We start from the raw sequence: 15,889 nt of genomic DNA, 5'->3' as shown, positions 1-15,889 counted from the left end.
TTGCTTTCTTTTTTCTATTCCTGTTAAAGCTTACGCTTCACTTCTTTCTCTTCGTATGCCTCAATGATATCGCCTACCTGAATGTCATTGTAGTTTCTCAGGCTGATACCGCATTCGTACCCTTGTCTTACCTCGGCTACATCGTCTTTGAAACGTTTCAGTGCCAGTATCTCACCATCAAGTACTACAATACCATCACGTACCAGGCGTATTTTAGAGTTTCTATGGATAGAACCATCCGTAACCATACAACCTGCAATTGTACCAACTTTAGTGATCTTGAATACATCACGTACCTCTGCGTTACCCACAATCTCTTCTTTCAGAGTAGGAGCAAGCATACCTTCCATGGCATCTTTCACTTCATTTATCGCATCGTAGATAATAGAGTAAAGACGCACATCAATCTGCTCCTGCTCTGCCAGTTTACGCGCATTCTGTGACGGACGAACCTGGAAGCCAATAATGATCGCATCTGAAGCAGAAGCTAACAGTACATCAGATTCAGAGATAGCACCCACCCCTTTGTTGATGATGTTTACCTGCACCTCAGGTGTAGACAGCTTTAGTAAGGAGTCAGAAAGAGCCTCAACCGAACCATCCACGTCACCTTTCACAATCACATTAAGCTCCTTAAATGTACCGATAGCCAATCGGCGGCCGATCTCATCCAGGGTAATGTGCTTGCGGGTACGTAAACTTTGCTCACGCTGCATCTGAGAGCGGTTTGATGCAATTTCACGAGCTTCACGCTCAGATTCCATTACAACAAACTTATCACCTGCCTGCGGAGCACCATCCAGACCTAATAACTGTACTGGTGTTGAAGGACCAGCCTCTTTCATTTTTCTGCCACGGTGATCTGTCATGGCTTTTACTCTACCAAAGTGCGAACCAGCCAGTACTACATCTCCGATATGAAGGGTACCGGTTTGTACCAACATAGTTGCTACATAACCACGGCCCTTGTCAAGGGATGCCTCAATCACTGTGCCTATGGCCTGGCGGTTAGGGTTTGCTTTCAGTTCCAATAGTTCTGATTCAAGCAACACCTTCTCTAACAGGTCTTCTACGCCAAGGCCAGATTTAGCAGAAACTTCCTGCGACTGGTACTTACCGCCCCATTCTTCCACCAGAATATTCATCTGCGAAAGTTCCTCACGGATTTTGTCTGGGTTAGCTGCTGGCTTATCAACTTTGTTAATAGCAATGATAATTGGTACACCTGCTGCCTGCGCGTGATTGATTGCCTCTTTTGTTTGAGGCATTACCGCGTCGTCAGCCGCTACCACAATTATAACAACGTCCGTTACCTTGGCACCACGTGCACGCATTGCCGTAAATGCTTCGTGACCTGGCGTATCCAGGAAGGTAACGTTACGTCCGCTTTCTGTTTTTACTTTATAAGCACCAATGTGCTGGGTAATACCTCCGGCCTCACCGGCAGTAACATTTGCGTTGCGAATGTAGTCAAGCAAGGAAGTCTTTCCGTGGTCAACGTGACCCATGATCGTGACAATTGGTGCACGCTCTTCCAGGTCCTCCTCATTCTCCTCTATAATATCTTCTAGACCCTGCTCTTCCTCAGTAGTTATGAAGTCCACATCGTAGCCGAACTCATCTGCAATAATGGTGATGGCCTCTGCATCCAGACGCTGGTTAATAGAAACGAACATACCAAGTTGCATACACACCTTAATAACCTCGTTTACACTAACATCCATTAGAGCAGCCAAGTCGTTCGCTGAAACGAACTCCGTTACACGCAGCGTCTTAGACTCTGCCTGCTCCGCCATACGACGCTCTTCCGTTGCATCAGCAATTGCGGAACGCTTCTCGCGGCGATACTTGGCGCGGTTACCACCGCCGCCTTTTCCTCCACTAAGCTTGGCAAGCGTTGCCTTAATCTGCTCCTGAATTTCCTTATCAGTAACTTCTTTTTTCTCTGGTCTTGCAGCCGGAGCGTTTCCGCGTCCTTTTGCAGGTTTCACAGGCCGTTGGTTACTTCTGTCGGCTGGTCTGCCACCCTGTTGCGGGGCGCCCCCCTGTGGTCGCTGCTGGCCTTGCTGCCCCTGTTGGCCCTGCTGGCCTTCAGTTGCAACCATTATGCGCTTACGCTTTTTCTTTTTGCCTTTCTTCTCATCAGAAGATGCTACCGGCTTAGATCCCTTTCTTCTGGACTCTGTTGGTAATTCAATCTTACCAAGTACCGTAAGGCCTTTTAGCTGGTCGGCTTTTCCTGTAATCGTTTCTATTGGTGCTTCCTTTTCTTTATCTGCATCAGGAGTAGCTGGTGTAGCTGGCTCTTTCTTTGCAGGTGCCTGCTCTGCAGCAGGCGGTGTTGGTGTTTCTCCTTTGGGAGCAACTGGCTTCTCAGCCATTGGTTGCTGTGGCTTCTCAGCCTTTGGTGCAGCTGGTGCTTCTGTTTTAGGAGCCTCTTCCTTCGTTTCAGCTGGCTTTGAAGCCTCCGGTGCTGCAGGCTTTTCCGCTACAGGAGCCTTTGGTGCAACAGGGGCTTCCTGCTTAGGAGCCTCCGGTGCTTTAGGCGCTTCTTCCTTAGGCGCTTCTTCCTTAGGGGCTTCTGCTTTTGGAGTCTCTTCCTGCTTTTCAACAGCCTTTGGTGCCTCCTCTTCTTTCGGAGCCGGCTTCTGTGGAACCGGGCGGCCTTTCGCGTCTAGCTCTATCTTACCTAATACTTTTATACCTGGCAGCTTAGCTTCTACCGCAGGTTTTTCTGGTTCAGCCGGCGCTGCTGGTTTTGCCTCTTCTGCAGCAGCTTTTTGCTGGTGCACTGTTTTTATCTGCAGTTCTTCTTCTGGTTCGTTAGTTTTCTTTACTTCCGGCTGTGGCTCTGACTCGATAACCTGGTTGCTCTGCGGTTTCTTGCCAATGTTTAGTTCTTCAGCCTCCTGTTTATCCTGCATAGAGGATGCGAATTCTTTAGCCAGCATACTGAACTGCTCCGCTGTGATTTTAGACGTAGGTTTATTTTCCACGTCAAAACCTTTAGCAGAGAGGTAGTCTACAATGGTAGATGTACCAATGTTTAACGTAGTCGCAACCTGTTTAAGCCTCCTTGTTTTTTCTTCTGCCATGTTGTTCTAATATGCTGTCTTTTTAATTCTACTGTTATTAAAGCTGCCTTGCAGGATAGCCAGTATGCTCTGTTAGTAAATCTTCCTCAAAATTATACTAACAGAGCACAACTAACAACTATTGATTATCTTCTTCTTCCTCTAATTCTTCACGAAGAACGGATAGCACATCCTCAATTGTCTCCTCTTCCAGCTCAGTGCGGCGTAGCAAATCTTCTTTGCTTACAGCCAATACACTCTTTGCTGTGTCAAGACCGATTCGTCTCAACTCTGCAATCACCCAATCTTCGATTTCATCAGTAAATTCCTCTAAGCTGATATCTTCTTCATAAGATTCAGACTCACGGAATACGTCTATTTCCATATCCACCAGCTTGCTGGCAAGCTTGATGTTCTGGCCTCCTTTACCAATAGCCAGGGACACCTGGTCAGGCTTCAGGAATACAGATACTCGACCTGTTTCTTCATCAACCTTCATGCTGCTGATCTTAGCAGGGCTAAGGGCACGTTGAATGTAAAGTTCCAGGTTATCTGTATAGTTAATTACGTCAATGTTTTCGTTCTCCAGTTCTCGTACAATGCTATGGATACGTGAACCTTTCATACCAACACATGCACCCACCGGGTCAATACGATCGTCGAAAGACTCTACAGCTACTTTAGCACGTTCACCTGGCTCACGAACAATCTTTTTGATGGCGATCAGGCCATCAAAAATTTCAGGAACCTCGTTTTCAAAAAGACGCTCCAGGAAAGTAGGAGAGGTACGGGAAAGAATGATCTTTGGGTTGCCGTTCACAATCTCCACCCGCTGTACAACTGCTCTAACTACATCACCTTTACGGTAACGGTCTTTCGGGATCTGCTCCCCTTTCGGGATAAGCAGTTCATTTTCCTCCTGATCCAGTAACAACACTTCACGGTTCCATACCTGGTATACCTCACCTGAAATGATCTCACCAACCTGGTCTTTGTACTTCTGGAAAAGTAATTCCTTCTCCATGTCCTTAATGCGCTGAATCAATGTCTGGCGCGCTGTAAGTACGGCACGGCGGCCGAAATCTTCCAGCTGAATCTCTTCAGACACTTCTTCGCCAACCTCAAAGTCAGGCTCTATTTTACGGGCCTCAGTAAGGCTGATCTTATCATAGTCCCAGATGTCCTCAGAGTTGTCGTCCACGATTTCTCGGTTACGCCAAATTTCCAGGTCACCCTTCTCCACGTTAAGAATGATGTCAAAGTTCTCGTCGGTACCCCACTTTTTGCGGATCATGGTGCGGAATACATCCTCCAGGATGCGCATCATGGTCGGACGGTCTATGTTCTTGAATTTCGCAAATTCAGCGAACGACTCGATCAGGACTGAACTGTTCATTATTTTATCATTTAAAAGATATTACAACATTTGCTTTTACAATCTCCCCGAAAGGTATTTGCACAGGCTCATACGTTGCCTTTTTGCCCTTTTGTTTCTTTTCTTCCAGCAGATTTATGCCTGACTCTGTTACATCCTCCAGTTTGCCGGTTTTTTCCGTCCCGTCCTGTAGCTTTACCTTAAGGCTCCGGCCTACATGGCGCATATACTGCTTTGGTTGTGTAAGCGGAAAATCAGTGCCTGGCGAACTGACCTCCAATACGTAACTCACCTCTTCACCTTCTGCCTCTTCTATCTTCTTGTTGATGCGTCGGCTGATAGTAGCGCACTGGTCTATTGTGATACCCTGCTCCCCATCGGCAAGCACTGTGATTTTTGGCCGTACAGCTGATGCGGATACAGAAACATCCACAATAAACAGATCACTCTCCGGAAGACTCGCCTCCGCCATTTCTCTTATTACTTGTGCTGTAAGTGCCATAGTTACCGGTTAAGAAATAAAGAAGGGGACTTCTATGTCCCCTCACCTCATTGGATATAACGCTGCAAATTTACTACAAAAACATTATATAAACAACATAGTGTATTTGGTATAGCTAAGTTAAATAATAATTTTCGTTTTTATTTAGCCATGTATCGCTGTTAAAGGAGCCAAGTAAGACGTAACAAAAAGTTAGTACTCATAGTTCGTATGTGCTAAGTTGTAATCTATCGCAAAGCCATGTCTGTTCATGTGCTTTAAAATATATTCTGACGAATGTCATAGTATAGGTAAAGGCATAATTTGTAAGTTTGCTATTGTGGCAGCTACGTTTAAAAAAATACGGAGGCGGATATGGCTCATCCTAAACATTGCAGTTGTGTTTTGGGTGTTGATTGGTGTGATATGCCTGCAGGTACCCCCTTATGAATTCTGGCCTGCTGCTTTTATCGCCTTTTCACTGCCTGGTGCACTGGCTCTGAACTTTCTTTTTCTGCTTTACTGGATACTCCGGAAGTCATGGCTATTGGTGCTGCCTTTGTCGGTTATGGTACTGGGGTGGAACTACTATGCCAGGCTGGCAGCAATAAATTTTAAAGAAGAGGTCCCGCAAAATGCTAAAACACTACAGGTGCTAAGCTTCAATACACATGTGTTCAATGCTTACAAAGATGTCGATGGCAGTGAAAAGCAGGCTTCCATGGATATGGTGGATTGGGTGGCCACACATCCGGCGGATATCATTTGTCTGCAGGAGTTCTACAGCAACCGTGGGTCAAGTACTTACAATACGATCAGTAAAATTGGCACCCGTTACGGCCGGCAGCGTTTTTTCTCTGTGTCTTTTGTTGATAGGAATAAAGCAGACATCGGTATCGTAATTTTCACAAAATACCCTATCATTAACAAGGGTGTCATCAGGTTCGGAGAGTCTCACAATAACAGAGGGATATGGGCAGATATAGATGTGAAAGGCGATACAGTAAGAGTTTATACGGCTCACCTGCAATCAATGAGTATAAAATCGCAGGATATTGAAAACACTTATTCAGCCATTGGTGACGAAGACAGCTTTAAGAAAGAGAGCCGCAACCTAGCCCGCCGGTTAAAAAAAGGATTTGTGGCCCGGGGGCGACAGGTGGAGTTGTTGCTGGAGCACATTCGTGAATCACCTTACCCTGTCATTGTGTGCGGAGACTTTAATGATATTCCATTCAGTTACACTTACAATGAACTGGCTGAAGAATTGAAAAATGCTTTTGTAAAAGCTGGGAATGGCGTCGGGGCTACCTATAACGGACCTCTTCCGTTTCTGCGCATCGACAATCAGTTTTACAGTGAATCTCTCAAAGCCTATGAGTTTGAAACTCACTATGAGATGGGGCTATCTGACCATTTTCCGATATCAGCCAAATACATACTGCCGTCTGAAACCGTTGAGTAACGTTAGGAGATAGGGCGCAATATTGATAATTTTGAACCAAAAGTTGTTCTATTAAAAGAACTGGAACTGCAGAAGTGCAACACCAACTGGTGTTTATACTCTATAAATCATGCAACAAAAACTGAACCTTTACAATACGCTTACGCGGAAGAAAGAAGAGTTTAAACCCTTGCACACTCCCTTTGTGGGCATGTACCTGTGCGGACCAACAGTATACGGTGAACCACATCTGGGGCACGCTCGCAGCGCCGTTACATTTGATGTACTATACCGCTACCTGAAGTACAGTGGCTACAAAGTCAGGTTTGTCAGAAACATCACCGATGTGGGCCATCTGGAAAATGACGCTGACGAGGGAGAGGACAAAATTGAGAAAAGAGCAAAGCTAGAGCACCTGGAGCCAATGGAAGTAGTACAGCACTACACTAATGTCTACCACCAGGATATGGATAAGCTGAACGTGCTGCGTCCGGATATAGAGCCACGTGCTTCCGGTCATATAATCGAGCAGATCCAGATGATTCAGGAGATTCTGGATAATGGAATGGCTTACATATCGAATGGCTCTGTTTACTTTGATGTACCGGCTTATAATAAGGAACATAAGTATGGTAAGCTTTCAGGCCGTGTGATAGAGGATTTGATTTCCAACACCCGTGCCACTGAAGGACAGGAGGAGAAGCGTTCTCCACTGGATTTCGCACTCTGGAAAAAAGCATCTCCTACGCATATTATGCGATGGCCTTCACCTTGGAGTGATGGCTTCCCGGGATGGCACCTGGAGTGCTCCGCTATGAGCCGCAAGTATTTAGGCACTACTTTTGATATTCACGGGGGTGGGCTTGATCTTATGTTTCCGCACCACGAGTGCGAGATAGCGCAGAGCCAGGCAAGCAACAGCCATACTGATGCTGCCAAGTACTGGGTTCATAATAACATGATCACAGTGAATGGGCAGAAGATGGGGAAATCGTTGGGGAACTTCATTAACCTGAGTGAGTTGTTTAGCGGTAATCACGAAATGCTGGAGGAGAAGTACTCGCCGATGACTATCCGCTTCTTCATACTCCAGGCGCATTACCGCAGCACGCTTGATTTTAGCAATGAAGCATTGCAGGCGGCACGGAAAGGCTATACCAAGTTAATGAATGGCCTGAATGTGCTGAAGAAGCTGAAGTACCCTGAGGATACCGCAGAGGTGGCCCCGGATGAAAAGCTAAATGAAGAATTGCTGAAGTTAACAGAAGATTGCTTCCGTGGCCTGAACGATGACATGAATACGGCGCGTACCATTGCTTCTTTGTTTAACCTGCTCAAGAAGATCAATAGCTTGTTCCTGGGGCAGGTCAGGATAGAGCACCTTACCAGAGGTACTTTTGATACAGTACGCAAAGTTTACCAGGAACTGGTGATGGATGTACTCGGCCTGAAAGAAGAAGCAACCGGCGACATGAACGAGATGCTGAACCTGGTACTTAATTTTTATAAAGAAGCAAAAGAGGCAAAAGCCTACGATAAAGTGGATGCGATCCGGGCCGAATTAAAAAAACAGGGCATCGTAATCAAAGACATGAAAACCGGAATAGACTGGGCTTATGAAGAATAAGATAAACATGCTGACACTCCTGCTGGTAGGAATACTCGCCCTTTACAGTTGCGACTCCGCAGAAAAAGGAGGAATTCAGCAGGTGAGTATAGAGGAAACTGAGGCTCCGGTAGTGCAGGCTCCGGAATTTAATCCTGATACTGCTTATGCTTTAATTGCAAAGCAGGTTGCTTTTGGACCAAGAGTGCCTAATACTCCCGCACATTATGCCACCGGCGAATGGATTATCCAGAAGCTGCGAGAGTATGGTGCTGAAGTGCAGGTACAGAACTTTCAGATGCGTGCCTATGATGGTAAAATGCTGAACCTGCGTAATATTATTGCCTCGTACAATCCGGGTGCCGCAAACCGTGTACTGTTGGCTGCTCATTGGGATACCCGGCCTTTAGCTGACAAGGATGAGCAGGAACCTGAAAAACCTATAGAAGGTGCGAACGATGGAGCCAGTGGCGTAGGAGTGCTGCTCGAAATTGCTAGGACTATACATGAGGCAGAGCAAAAGCCAGGTGTCGGAGTTGATATGATTTTCTTTGATGGGGAAGATTATGGGCAACCTGACAACAGTGAACTGCCTTACCAGGACAATACCTGGTGCCTGGGCTCACAGTATTGGAGCAAGAACAAGCATAACCCTAATTACCGCGCTAACTATGGCATTTTGCTGGACATGGTGGGAGCAGAAGGAGCTAAGTTCGCCCGTGAGGGAACCTCTATGCAATATGCCAAGGAGATCGTGAACAAAGTATGGAAGGCGGGAAATCGTATCGGTTACTCCGATTACTTTAAATATGTGAATGCGCCAGCGATTACAGATGATCACTCTTATGTAAACGCATGGGGCAACATCCGTATGATTGACATCATCGAGTATAACATGAGTAACCCTGATGATTATTTCGGCCCGTATCACCACCGCCATACGGACAACATGGACATTATAAGTAAAAACACTTTAAAAGCCGTGGGGCAGACAGTGCTGCATGTACTCTACAATGAATAAAGTAAGAATCAGTTAGAAAGGAAAAGGGGAGCCTGCAGGCTCCCCTTTTTTAATGGATTTGTAAGTGCTACTCCCTTTTCTGCTTCTGTTTTACTTGATGAGGTTATCCTGAGCCAGTTGGTTAACGGTAAGTTGTGCAAGTGTTTCTGATGCTTTCCTTAAGCTGGCAGGGTCATAAGACTGCGATTGTGCAGACCATAGCAGGTTTTCGCTTTGAACATCATACAAGTTTGTTTCCAGAAAGTATATTCTGTCTTCTGTGTAATATCCCGGGTCATACAGAGTGGGGTACCAGTAGGTGTAATATCCCCTGAACCTACCATACCAGCCGAAGCGGGTGACGGGGGTATAGCCATAGGTGCCGGGCACATAACGTGTTTCAGTCTCCTCATCGATCAGGGCAACCGTCATAATAGCATCATACCCCTCTCCTTTAATTTTCTCCATCAGCAGGTTAACATCAGGTCCGTCTTTGCTCAACATCGTTGGCGGGAACAGGTTTATACTCTTCGTGGCAGAAATTCCCCGTTGCTGTAGCTGTGCCTGCATGTCGCTCTCCACCTTGTCTCGGGCCCGCACATTATCAGTAAGAGCCGCCACCACTACCTTATCAAAGTTCCGGTTGCCTACATCAGGGTTTTTCCATGTTCCTGTGATCCTGGTAGTAGGAGCACAACCAAATAAGAAAATACTTATGACAGTGTAACACAGAAAAGCTGATAGCCTTCCCTGAAGACTCTTGAACACCTGTTGCTTATCCATCTGATCAATAGTTTGTTAGCTTCTTAATTAAACGAGTTTTCCATAGATTAGGTGTTGCTATACAGGGAGTTAAACGCTTGGCTTAAGCAGGCTTCTGTGGGGGAGGGCTTTTAATTGAAATTAAAAATAGGTAAGTTGTTAGGCTAAACTTATCTTACCCTATCACTTTTTAATAATAATGAATACTAAAAAGCAATTACTAGCTGCTCTGGGGTTGATCATGCTTTTGGGCTCAGGCACAGCAGTAGCACAGGAGCAACCTCATGTTTTTAAGGGCGCTAAAATTATACCCATAGCAGGCCAGCCCATTGATAATGGTGTGCTGGTGGTGCAAAATGGAAAGATCACTGCCGTAGGTCCTGCTGATAAAGTAAAGATTCCTAAAAATGCAGTAGAGTTTAATATGGCTGGAAAGGTGCTGATGCCAGGGCTGGTAGATACGCATTCACATTTGGGCGAAGGCTCAGGAGGCGACGCTTCCGCGGCCATGCACCCGGATGTCAGGATCATCGATGCCATAAACCCTATGAGCGATACCTTTAAACGGGCTCTGGCCGGAGGCATAACGACACTTAATGTAATGCCAGGCTCTGGTCACTTGATGAGTGGACAGACAGTTTATCTAAAGATGCGCGATGGCAAAACAATTGGTGACCTTACCTTTTGTGAGGACGTAACGAATGGCATTTGTGGTGGTATGAAAATGGCAAACGGAACAAACCCTATGAAGGCCGCTCCGTTTCCGGGAACCCGTGCAAAGTCTGCTGCAATGGCACGGCAATTATTCTTAGATGCACAGGCTTATAACAAGAAGATCAAAGCCGCGAAAGGCAAAGCTGATAAAATGCCGGAGCGGAAGCCCAACCTGGAGCCTTTGGTGGAAATCCTGGATGGAAAGCGGATTGTGCATTTCCATACGCACCGCTATGATGACATATTAACTGCACTTAGGCTGCAAAAGGAGTTTGGCTTTAAGATGGTGCTGCACCACGTAAGCGAAGCATGGAAGGCAGCAGATGAGATTGCTAAATCAGGAGTGCCTGCTTCTATCATCACTTTAGATTCACCAGGAGGAAAGTCAGAAGCTGTTGAAATAAGTAATACAAATGGAGCTGCGCTTGAGAAAGCCGGGGCCCTCACTGCCTTCCACACAGATGATGGCATTACTGATTCCCGCTTGTTCATCCGGGGTGCTGCTTTGGGTGTGCGTGCAGGCATGAGCCGGGAAAAGGCATTGGAGGCTTTAACAATAGCGGGCGCTAAAATGCTGGAGCTTGATAATAGAGTAGGGTCGCTTGAGGAGGGGAAAGATGCTGACTTTATTGTGCTAAATGGGGAGCCTTTTAGTGTGTACACCAATGTAGAACAGACTTGGGTAGAGGGTAAAAAACGTTTCGATTTAAGTAACCCGGAAGATAAGAAATATGCTACCGGTGGTTATCACGCATATGACGGAATGCTTCATTACCACGCGCACTAATTCTATGCCTTAAATCAGGTGAATGAAACGTGCTAAGCATGCTTAAATTATGTCTTAAATTTTCCTTCGAACATCATCATGAGAAAACATATAAAAATAGCTGTAACCGTTCTTGCAGGTGTCGCTTTACTTGGTGCAGGCAGGCTGGCTGAAGCCCAGGTTGCTGTTAAGGGCGAAACAGTTTATACAATGGCGGGTGCCCCTATAAAGAACGGGGTAGTACTGCTGAAAGATGGTAAAATAGAAGCTGTGGGGGCAAACCTGCAGGTGCCGCAAAACTACAAGCTATATACTGCTAAAGTAGTTACTCCAGGTTTTGTAGATGCTCATACTTCTGTGGGGCTGGCTGGTATTTACAATATTCCTGCCGACCAGCAGCAACTTGAAAAGACGGCTCCAGTTCAGCCTGAGCTCCGTGCACTCGATGCCTATAATCCGAATGAGGAACTGATCGAGTGGGTACGGAATCATGGGGTTACCACGATCAACACCGGCCACGGCCCTGGGGCCTTGATTAGTGGGCAAACGATGACGATTAAAACTTCACCAGAAGGTTTTGCCACCTTGATGGACACTACCAATATGGTTGTATTCACACTAGGTAGTGAAGTAAGCGAAAATTTTAAATCACCAGGAACGTCTGCCAAAGGCATGGCTATTCTCCGGTCAGAGCTGCAGGCGGCACAAATTTATGCCAAAAAGAGGGACAATGGCGATACTGGAAAGCGGCCGGACCTTAACCTGAAGATGGAGTACCTGAAAGATGTTTTAGCTGGAAAGTATAAAGCTTTGATTACGGCAAATAAGGCTAATGATATAATGGCTGCGTTGCGTCTGGCTAAAGAGTTTAACCTGAATATGGTACTCGATGGCGGTGCCGAGGCATATCTGCTGATAGAGGAGATAAAGGCTGCAGGCGTACCTGTTGTCCTTCACCCTACCATGGCCAGGTCTTACGGCGACAACAAGAATATGTCTTTCGAGACGGCTGCTGTACTCGCAAGAGCTGGTGTGCCGGTAGCTATTCAGAGCGGCTTCGAGCAATATGTGCCACGTGCTCGGGTAATTCTTTTCGAGGCTGGCGTTGCGGTAGCAAACGGTATGACAACCGATCAGGCTTTAGCTGCCGTTACAACTACCCCGGCAAAAATCATTGGCCTTGACAAAAGGATAGGCTCTTTGGAAAAAGGGAAAGATGCCGATGTTGTGTTGTTCGATGGTGACCCATTCGAATATACTTCGCATGTTTGTGCTGTGATAATAAATGGAAGTGTAGTGAATGAGGAGTGTAAGTAAGTAGAAATCAATATTACCTTATTACAGCGCCTGCTGCCTTATCGGTGGCAGGCGCTGTGTGTTTCAGGGCAACTTTTTTGAAAGAAGACAGTATGTTTTGAGGGTTCTCTTTTAAGATGCACCTGATGCTAAAAATTTAGAGTGGTGTGAATTTCCCATCCGGGCCTGGTTCTATTACCATATTCTGACTTGAATATATAGGAAGAAAAGGATTTAAGATTATATATTTGTATCACCAAATCAAAGTGTCTCTATCATAAAAATAAAAAGACAAATGAATTACGATAACATCGTTTCTTTACTTGGTTCTGAGGCAGAAAGCCTGCTTCAGTATGAAAGCAAAACAATTTCAAAAGAGCAGTTGCATGCGCCGGGACCTGATTTTGTGGACCGTATCTTCGCGAACTCTAACCGTAACCCGCAGGTACTACGCAACCTGCAGCAGCTGTTCGACCATGGCCGTTTAGGTGGAACAGGGTACCTGTCTATCCTGCCTGTAGACCAAGGGATAGAGCACACTGCCGGAGCATCTTTCGCTCCGAATCCAATATATTTCGACCCTGAGAATATCATTAAGCTTGCCATCGAAGGTGGTTGTAACGCTGTTGCTACTACATTTGGTAACCTGGCCATGATGTCCAGAAAATATGCTCATAAAATCCCGTTTGTGGTAAAGATCAATCACAATGAGTTGATGACATATCCAAACAAATATGACCAGATCATGTTCGGTTCTGTAGATGAGGCCTGGAACTTAGGTGCTACTGCTGTGGGAGCTACAATCTATTTTGGTTCTGAGGAATCTTCACGCCAGATTATTGAGGTGGCTGAGGCTTTCGAAAGAGCTCACCAGCTAGGTATGGCTACAATTCTATGGTGCTACACGCGTAATAATGCCTTTAAGAAAGATGGTAAAGATTACCATGTTGCCGCTGATTTAACAGCACAGGCTAACCACTTAGGTGTAACTATACAGGCAGACATTATTAAGCAGAAGCTTCCTGAGAACAACGGTGGCTTTAAAGCCATTGGTTTTGGAAAGACGCACGAGAAAATGTATTCAGAACTTACTACAGACAATCCAATTGACCTTACGCGCTACCAAGTGGCTAACTGCTACATGGGTCGTGCCGGTCTGATCAACTCAGGTGGCGAGTCCAAAGGCGAGTCAGACTTGGCAGATGCGGTTCGTACAGCTGTCATAAACAAGCGTGCGGGTGGTATGGGCTTAATTTCTGGTCGTAAAGCATTCCAGAAAGATATGAACACTGGTGTAGAATTATTGAATGCTATTCAGGATGTGTATCTTTCTAATGAGATTACATTAGCATAATTTGTAGCAGAACTGCTGATTATTACATATTTTTGTGACCTGCTTTAGTCAAAAGCCTCAGATGAGGGTTTGGCTGATGCAGGTCACACTATTTTTGTACGCTGCTGTGTGGCAGGTATATATTTAACTTTAAAGTGCTGCAAGCACGCTTTTAACTATGATGCCTTGGTTTAAAAGAGCTGAAAAAGGAATTCATACGCCTACAGAGCAAAAGAAAGAGACACCGGATGGACTGTGGTATAAATGCCCTGATTGCAAAACAGTTACCAGCATGGCAGAGCATCGCAAGAATCTGAGTACTTGCGTGAAATGTGACTTCCATGATCGCATTGGGTCTAAAGAATATTTTGCCATACTTTTCGATGACAATAAGTTTACGGAGCTTGATGAGAATCTGACCTCAGGCGATCCGCTTAACTTCGTTGATTCAAAGCCGTACCCGCAGCGTATAGCTGCTACTCAAAAAGCAACAGGGTTGAAGGATGCTGTGCGCTCTGCCTATGGCAAGATTAATGGCCAGAACATCACCATTGCCTGTATGGACTTTGCCTTCATTGGTGGCTCTATGGGATCAGTGGTAGGGGAGAAGATAGCCCGTGCCATAGACCACGCCCGCAAAACACGCACTCCGTTCATGATGATTTCTAAATCTGGTGGTGCGCGTATGATGGAGGCAGGCTTCTCGCTTATGCAAATGGCTAAAACTTCTGCTAAACTCGCATTACTTTCAGAAGAAGGCTTGCCATATGTTTCCTTGTTAACAGACCCTACAACGGGTGGTGTAACGGCATCTTACGCTATGCTGGGTGATTTTAACATTGCGGAACCGGGTGCTCTTATTGGCTTTGCCGGACCGCGTGTGATCAAGGAGACAATAGGAAAAGATTTGCCAAAAGGATTCCAGAGTGCAGAGTTCGTGCTAGAGCATGGTTTCCTCGATTTTATTGTAGACCGTAAGCAGCTAAAGCAAAAGCTTACAGACTTGTTAAGCATGATAGTTTCAGAAGAAGCCTTTGCAAAGCCAAAAGCAAAAGCCACCAAAGTATCAAAAGCTTCTTAAGCTGAATTATTTATAAATATAAAAAGAGCCTGTTAACCTACTTAACAGGCTCTTTTTGTTGAGAATAGGCTGTGAAGGTCGTTTTTGTACATAAAAAAAGATACTGCCCAATGAAATAAAGAATTGAATTGTTCGTGTATAGGTAAACTGGAATATATACCTGGCACAGGTATTGCAATTGTATTTGCATCATAAATACTGAAACTCATACAACGTTAATTACTGATTTAAAACATTTACATTTTTACAAACACAACCCTATGAAATTTATAAAACTGTCATTAAGCTCTTTATTGGCCACGACAATGTTTTTTACTGCTTGCCAAACAACTGCACCAACAGCAAGCACAACTGGTAACGATACAACAACCTCTGCCAAAACAGGCTCATCTACTGAAACGAGTACTGTAGAGGGAGAGAAAAAAGGGATGAATAAGACCACAAAAGGTGGTATAATTGGTGCCGGCTCTGGTGCCGTGATTGGCGGTATAATTGGTAACAGGCTAGGTAACACGGCTGCCGGTGCAATAGTAGGTGCCGCAGTAGGTGGAGCAACTGGTGCTGTGATTGGTCGCCGTATGGATAAGCAGGCAGAAGAGCTTGAGAAAAGTATGGAGAATGCCAAAGTAGAGCGCGTTGGGGAAGCTATCCGTGTAAATTTTGACTCTGGTATCCTCTTTAAAGTAAATTCATCAGAGCTCAGCCCTAATGCTAAACGTGACATTGAGAAACTTGCTACAACTCTAAAGGAGTACGAAGGTACCAATGTTATCATCGAAGGGCACACAGATAATACCGGTTCTTATGATCTGAACCAGCGTCTGTCTGAGCGTCGTGCTGAGGCTGTAGCGGCTTATGCTCGTAGCCTGGGTGTAGAGGGTTCTCGTTTGCAGGCAAAAGGTTATAGCTACGATCAACCAATTGCCGATAACACTACGGTAGAAGGTCGTCAGCAGA

At 45.5% G+C, this 15,889-nt stretch carries 12 protein-coding genes; 8 read left to right on the top strand and 4 right to left on the bottom strand.

The window, feature by feature from the left end; genetic code table 11:
* Positions 1-23 precede the first annotated feature (23 nt).
* The 3 genes from infB to ACFSRY_RS12575 all read right to left on the bottom strand — a co-directional run bounded on the left by infB (position 24) and on the right by ACFSRY_RS12575 (position 4,951).
* Positions 24-3,095 carry a translation initiation factor IF-2 gene (gene infB / locus ACFSRY_RS12585; RefSeq protein WP_377507867.1) on the bottom strand — a complete coding sequence of 1,024 codons (3,072 nt, stop codon included), beginning with the start codon at positions 3,093-3,095 and terminating at the stop codon, positions 24-26.
* 118 nt (positions 3,096-3,213) lie between these two features.
* Entirely contained in the window at positions 3,214-4,470 is a 1,257-nt protein-coding gene (gene nusA, locus ACFSRY_RS12580) for a transcription termination factor NusA (protein ID WP_377507864.1), read from the bottom strand.
* A gap of 7 nt (positions 4,471-4,477) precedes the next feature.
* Positions 4,478-4,951: a ribosome maturation factor RimP gene (locus tag ACFSRY_RS12575; RefSeq protein ID WP_377507860.1), complete on the bottom strand. Its 474-nt coding sequence runs from the start codon at positions 4,949-4,951 to the stop codon at positions 4,478-4,480.
* A 250-nt stretch (positions 4,952-5,201) separates the two neighbouring features.
* Here ACFSRY_RS12575 and ACFSRY_RS12570 point away from each other — a divergent pair, with 250 nt between their 5' ends.
* The 3 genes from ACFSRY_RS12570 (at position 5,202) to ACFSRY_RS12560 (ending at position 9,001) form a co-directional block, all read left to right on the top strand.
* Positions 5,202-6,395 (top strand): endonuclease/exonuclease/phosphatase family protein, encoded by a 1,194-nt coding sequence (locus ACFSRY_RS12570; RefSeq protein ID WP_377507857.1) that lies wholly within the window; start codon positions 5,202-5,204, stop codon positions 6,393-6,395.
* Positions 6,396-6,504: 109 nt separating this feature from the next.
* Positions 6,505-8,001 (top strand): cysteine--tRNA ligase, encoded by a 1,497-nt coding sequence (cysS, locus tag ACFSRY_RS12565; protein WP_377507854.1) that lies wholly within the window; start codon positions 6,505-6,507, stop codon positions 7,999-8,001.
* Entirely contained in the window at positions 7,991-9,001 is a 1,011-nt protein-coding gene (locus ACFSRY_RS12560; RefSeq protein WP_377507851.1) for a M28 family peptidase, read from the top strand. Before cysS ends, ACFSRY_RS12560 begins: the two co-directional genes overlap by 11 nt.
* 90 nt (positions 9,002-9,091) lie before the next feature.
* Here the strand turns inward: ACFSRY_RS12560 and ACFSRY_RS12555 are convergent, their stop codons facing one another.
* On the bottom strand, positions 9,092-9,763 hold the full coding sequence (locus ACFSRY_RS12555; RefSeq protein WP_377507846.1) for a hypothetical protein: 672 nt from the start codon (positions 9,761-9,763) through the stop codon (positions 9,092-9,094).
* Positions 9,764-9,941: 178 nt separating this feature from the next.
* Here ACFSRY_RS12555 and ACFSRY_RS12550 point away from each other — a divergent pair, with 178 nt between their 5' ends.
* The 5 genes from ACFSRY_RS12550 to ACFSRY_RS12530 all read left to right on the top strand — a co-directional run.
* Positions 9,942-11,243 (top strand): amidohydrolase family protein, encoded by a 1,302-nt coding sequence (locus ACFSRY_RS12550; RefSeq protein WP_377507842.1) that lies wholly within the window; start codon positions 9,942-9,944, stop codon positions 11,241-11,243.
* Between the two features lie 78 nt (positions 11,244-11,321).
* Positions 11,322-12,539: an amidohydrolase family protein gene (locus ACFSRY_RS12545; protein ID WP_377507838.1), complete on the top strand. Its 1,218-nt coding sequence runs from the start codon at positions 11,322-11,324 to the stop codon at positions 12,537-12,539.
* A 274-nt stretch (positions 12,540-12,813) separates the two neighbouring features.
* A complete protein-coding gene (locus ACFSRY_RS12540; RefSeq protein ID WP_377507835.1) occupies positions 12,814-13,872 on the top strand; it encodes a class I fructose-bisphosphate aldolase in 1,059 nt (352 codons plus the stop codon).
* Between the two features lie 160 nt (positions 13,873-14,032).
* Positions 14,033-14,932, top strand: a complete 900-nt coding sequence (accD, locus tag ACFSRY_RS12535; RefSeq protein WP_377507985.1) for an acetyl-CoA carboxylase, carboxyltransferase subunit beta — start codon at positions 14,033-14,035, stop codon at positions 14,930-14,932.
* A gap of 260 nt (positions 14,933-15,192) precedes the next feature.
* Positions 15,193-15,889 (top strand): OmpA family protein (locus ACFSRY_RS12530; protein WP_377507831.1); only part of this gene is annotated, 697 nt, incomplete at its 3' end.

The organism is Pontibacter locisalis (assembly GCF_042684605.1).
Taxonomy (GTDB): domain Bacteria; phylum Bacteroidota; class Bacteroidia; order Cytophagales; family Hymenobacteraceae; genus Pontibacter; species Pontibacter locisalis.
This window is presented reverse-complemented; position numbering and strand designations above follow the sequence as displayed.

What these genes read in the sequence shown, in the direction of transcription:
- cysS (WP_377507854.1), top strand. Translation starts at nt 6,505, where the DNA reads ATGCAACAAAAACTGAACCTTTACAATACGCTTACGCGGAAGAAAGAA.
- infB (WP_377507867.1), bottom strand. Translation starts at nt 3,095, where the DNA reads ATGGCAGAAGAAAAAACAAGGAGGCTTAAACAGGTTGCGACTACGTTA.
- ACFSRY_RS12560 (WP_377507851.1), top strand. Translation starts at nt 7,991, where the DNA reads ATGAAGAATAAGATAAACATGCTGACACTCCTGCTGGTAGGAATACTC.
- ACFSRY_RS12540 (WP_377507835.1), top strand. Translation starts at nt 12,814, where the DNA reads ATGAATTACGATAACATCGTTTCTTTACTTGGTTCTGAGGCAGAAAGC.
- ACFSRY_RS12555 (WP_377507846.1), bottom strand. Translation starts at nt 9,763, where the DNA reads ATGGATAAGCAACAGGTGTTCAAGAGTCTTCAGGGAAGGCTATCAGCT.
- ACFSRY_RS12575 (WP_377507860.1), bottom strand. Translation starts at nt 4,951, where the DNA reads ATGGCACTTACAGCACAAGTAATAAGAGAAATGGCGGAGGCGAGTCTT.
- ACFSRY_RS12570 (WP_377507857.1), top strand. Translation starts at nt 5,202, where the DNA reads ATGTGCTTTAAAATATATTCTGACGAATGTCATAGTATAGGTAAAGGC.
- accD (WP_377507985.1), top strand. Translation starts at nt 14,033, where the DNA reads ATGCCTTGGTTTAAAAGAGCTGAAAAAGGAATTCATACGCCTACAGAG.
- ACFSRY_RS12545 (WP_377507838.1), top strand. Translation starts at nt 11,322, where the DNA reads ATGAGAAAACATATAAAAATAGCTGTAACCGTTCTTGCAGGTGTCGCT.
- nusA (WP_377507864.1), bottom strand. Translation starts at nt 4,470, where the DNA reads ATGAACAGTTCAGTCCTGATCGAGTCGTTCGCTGAATTTGCGAAATTC.
- ACFSRY_RS12550 (WP_377507842.1), top strand. Translation starts at nt 9,942, where the DNA reads ATGAATACTAAAAAGCAATTACTAGCTGCTCTGGGGTTGATCATGCTT.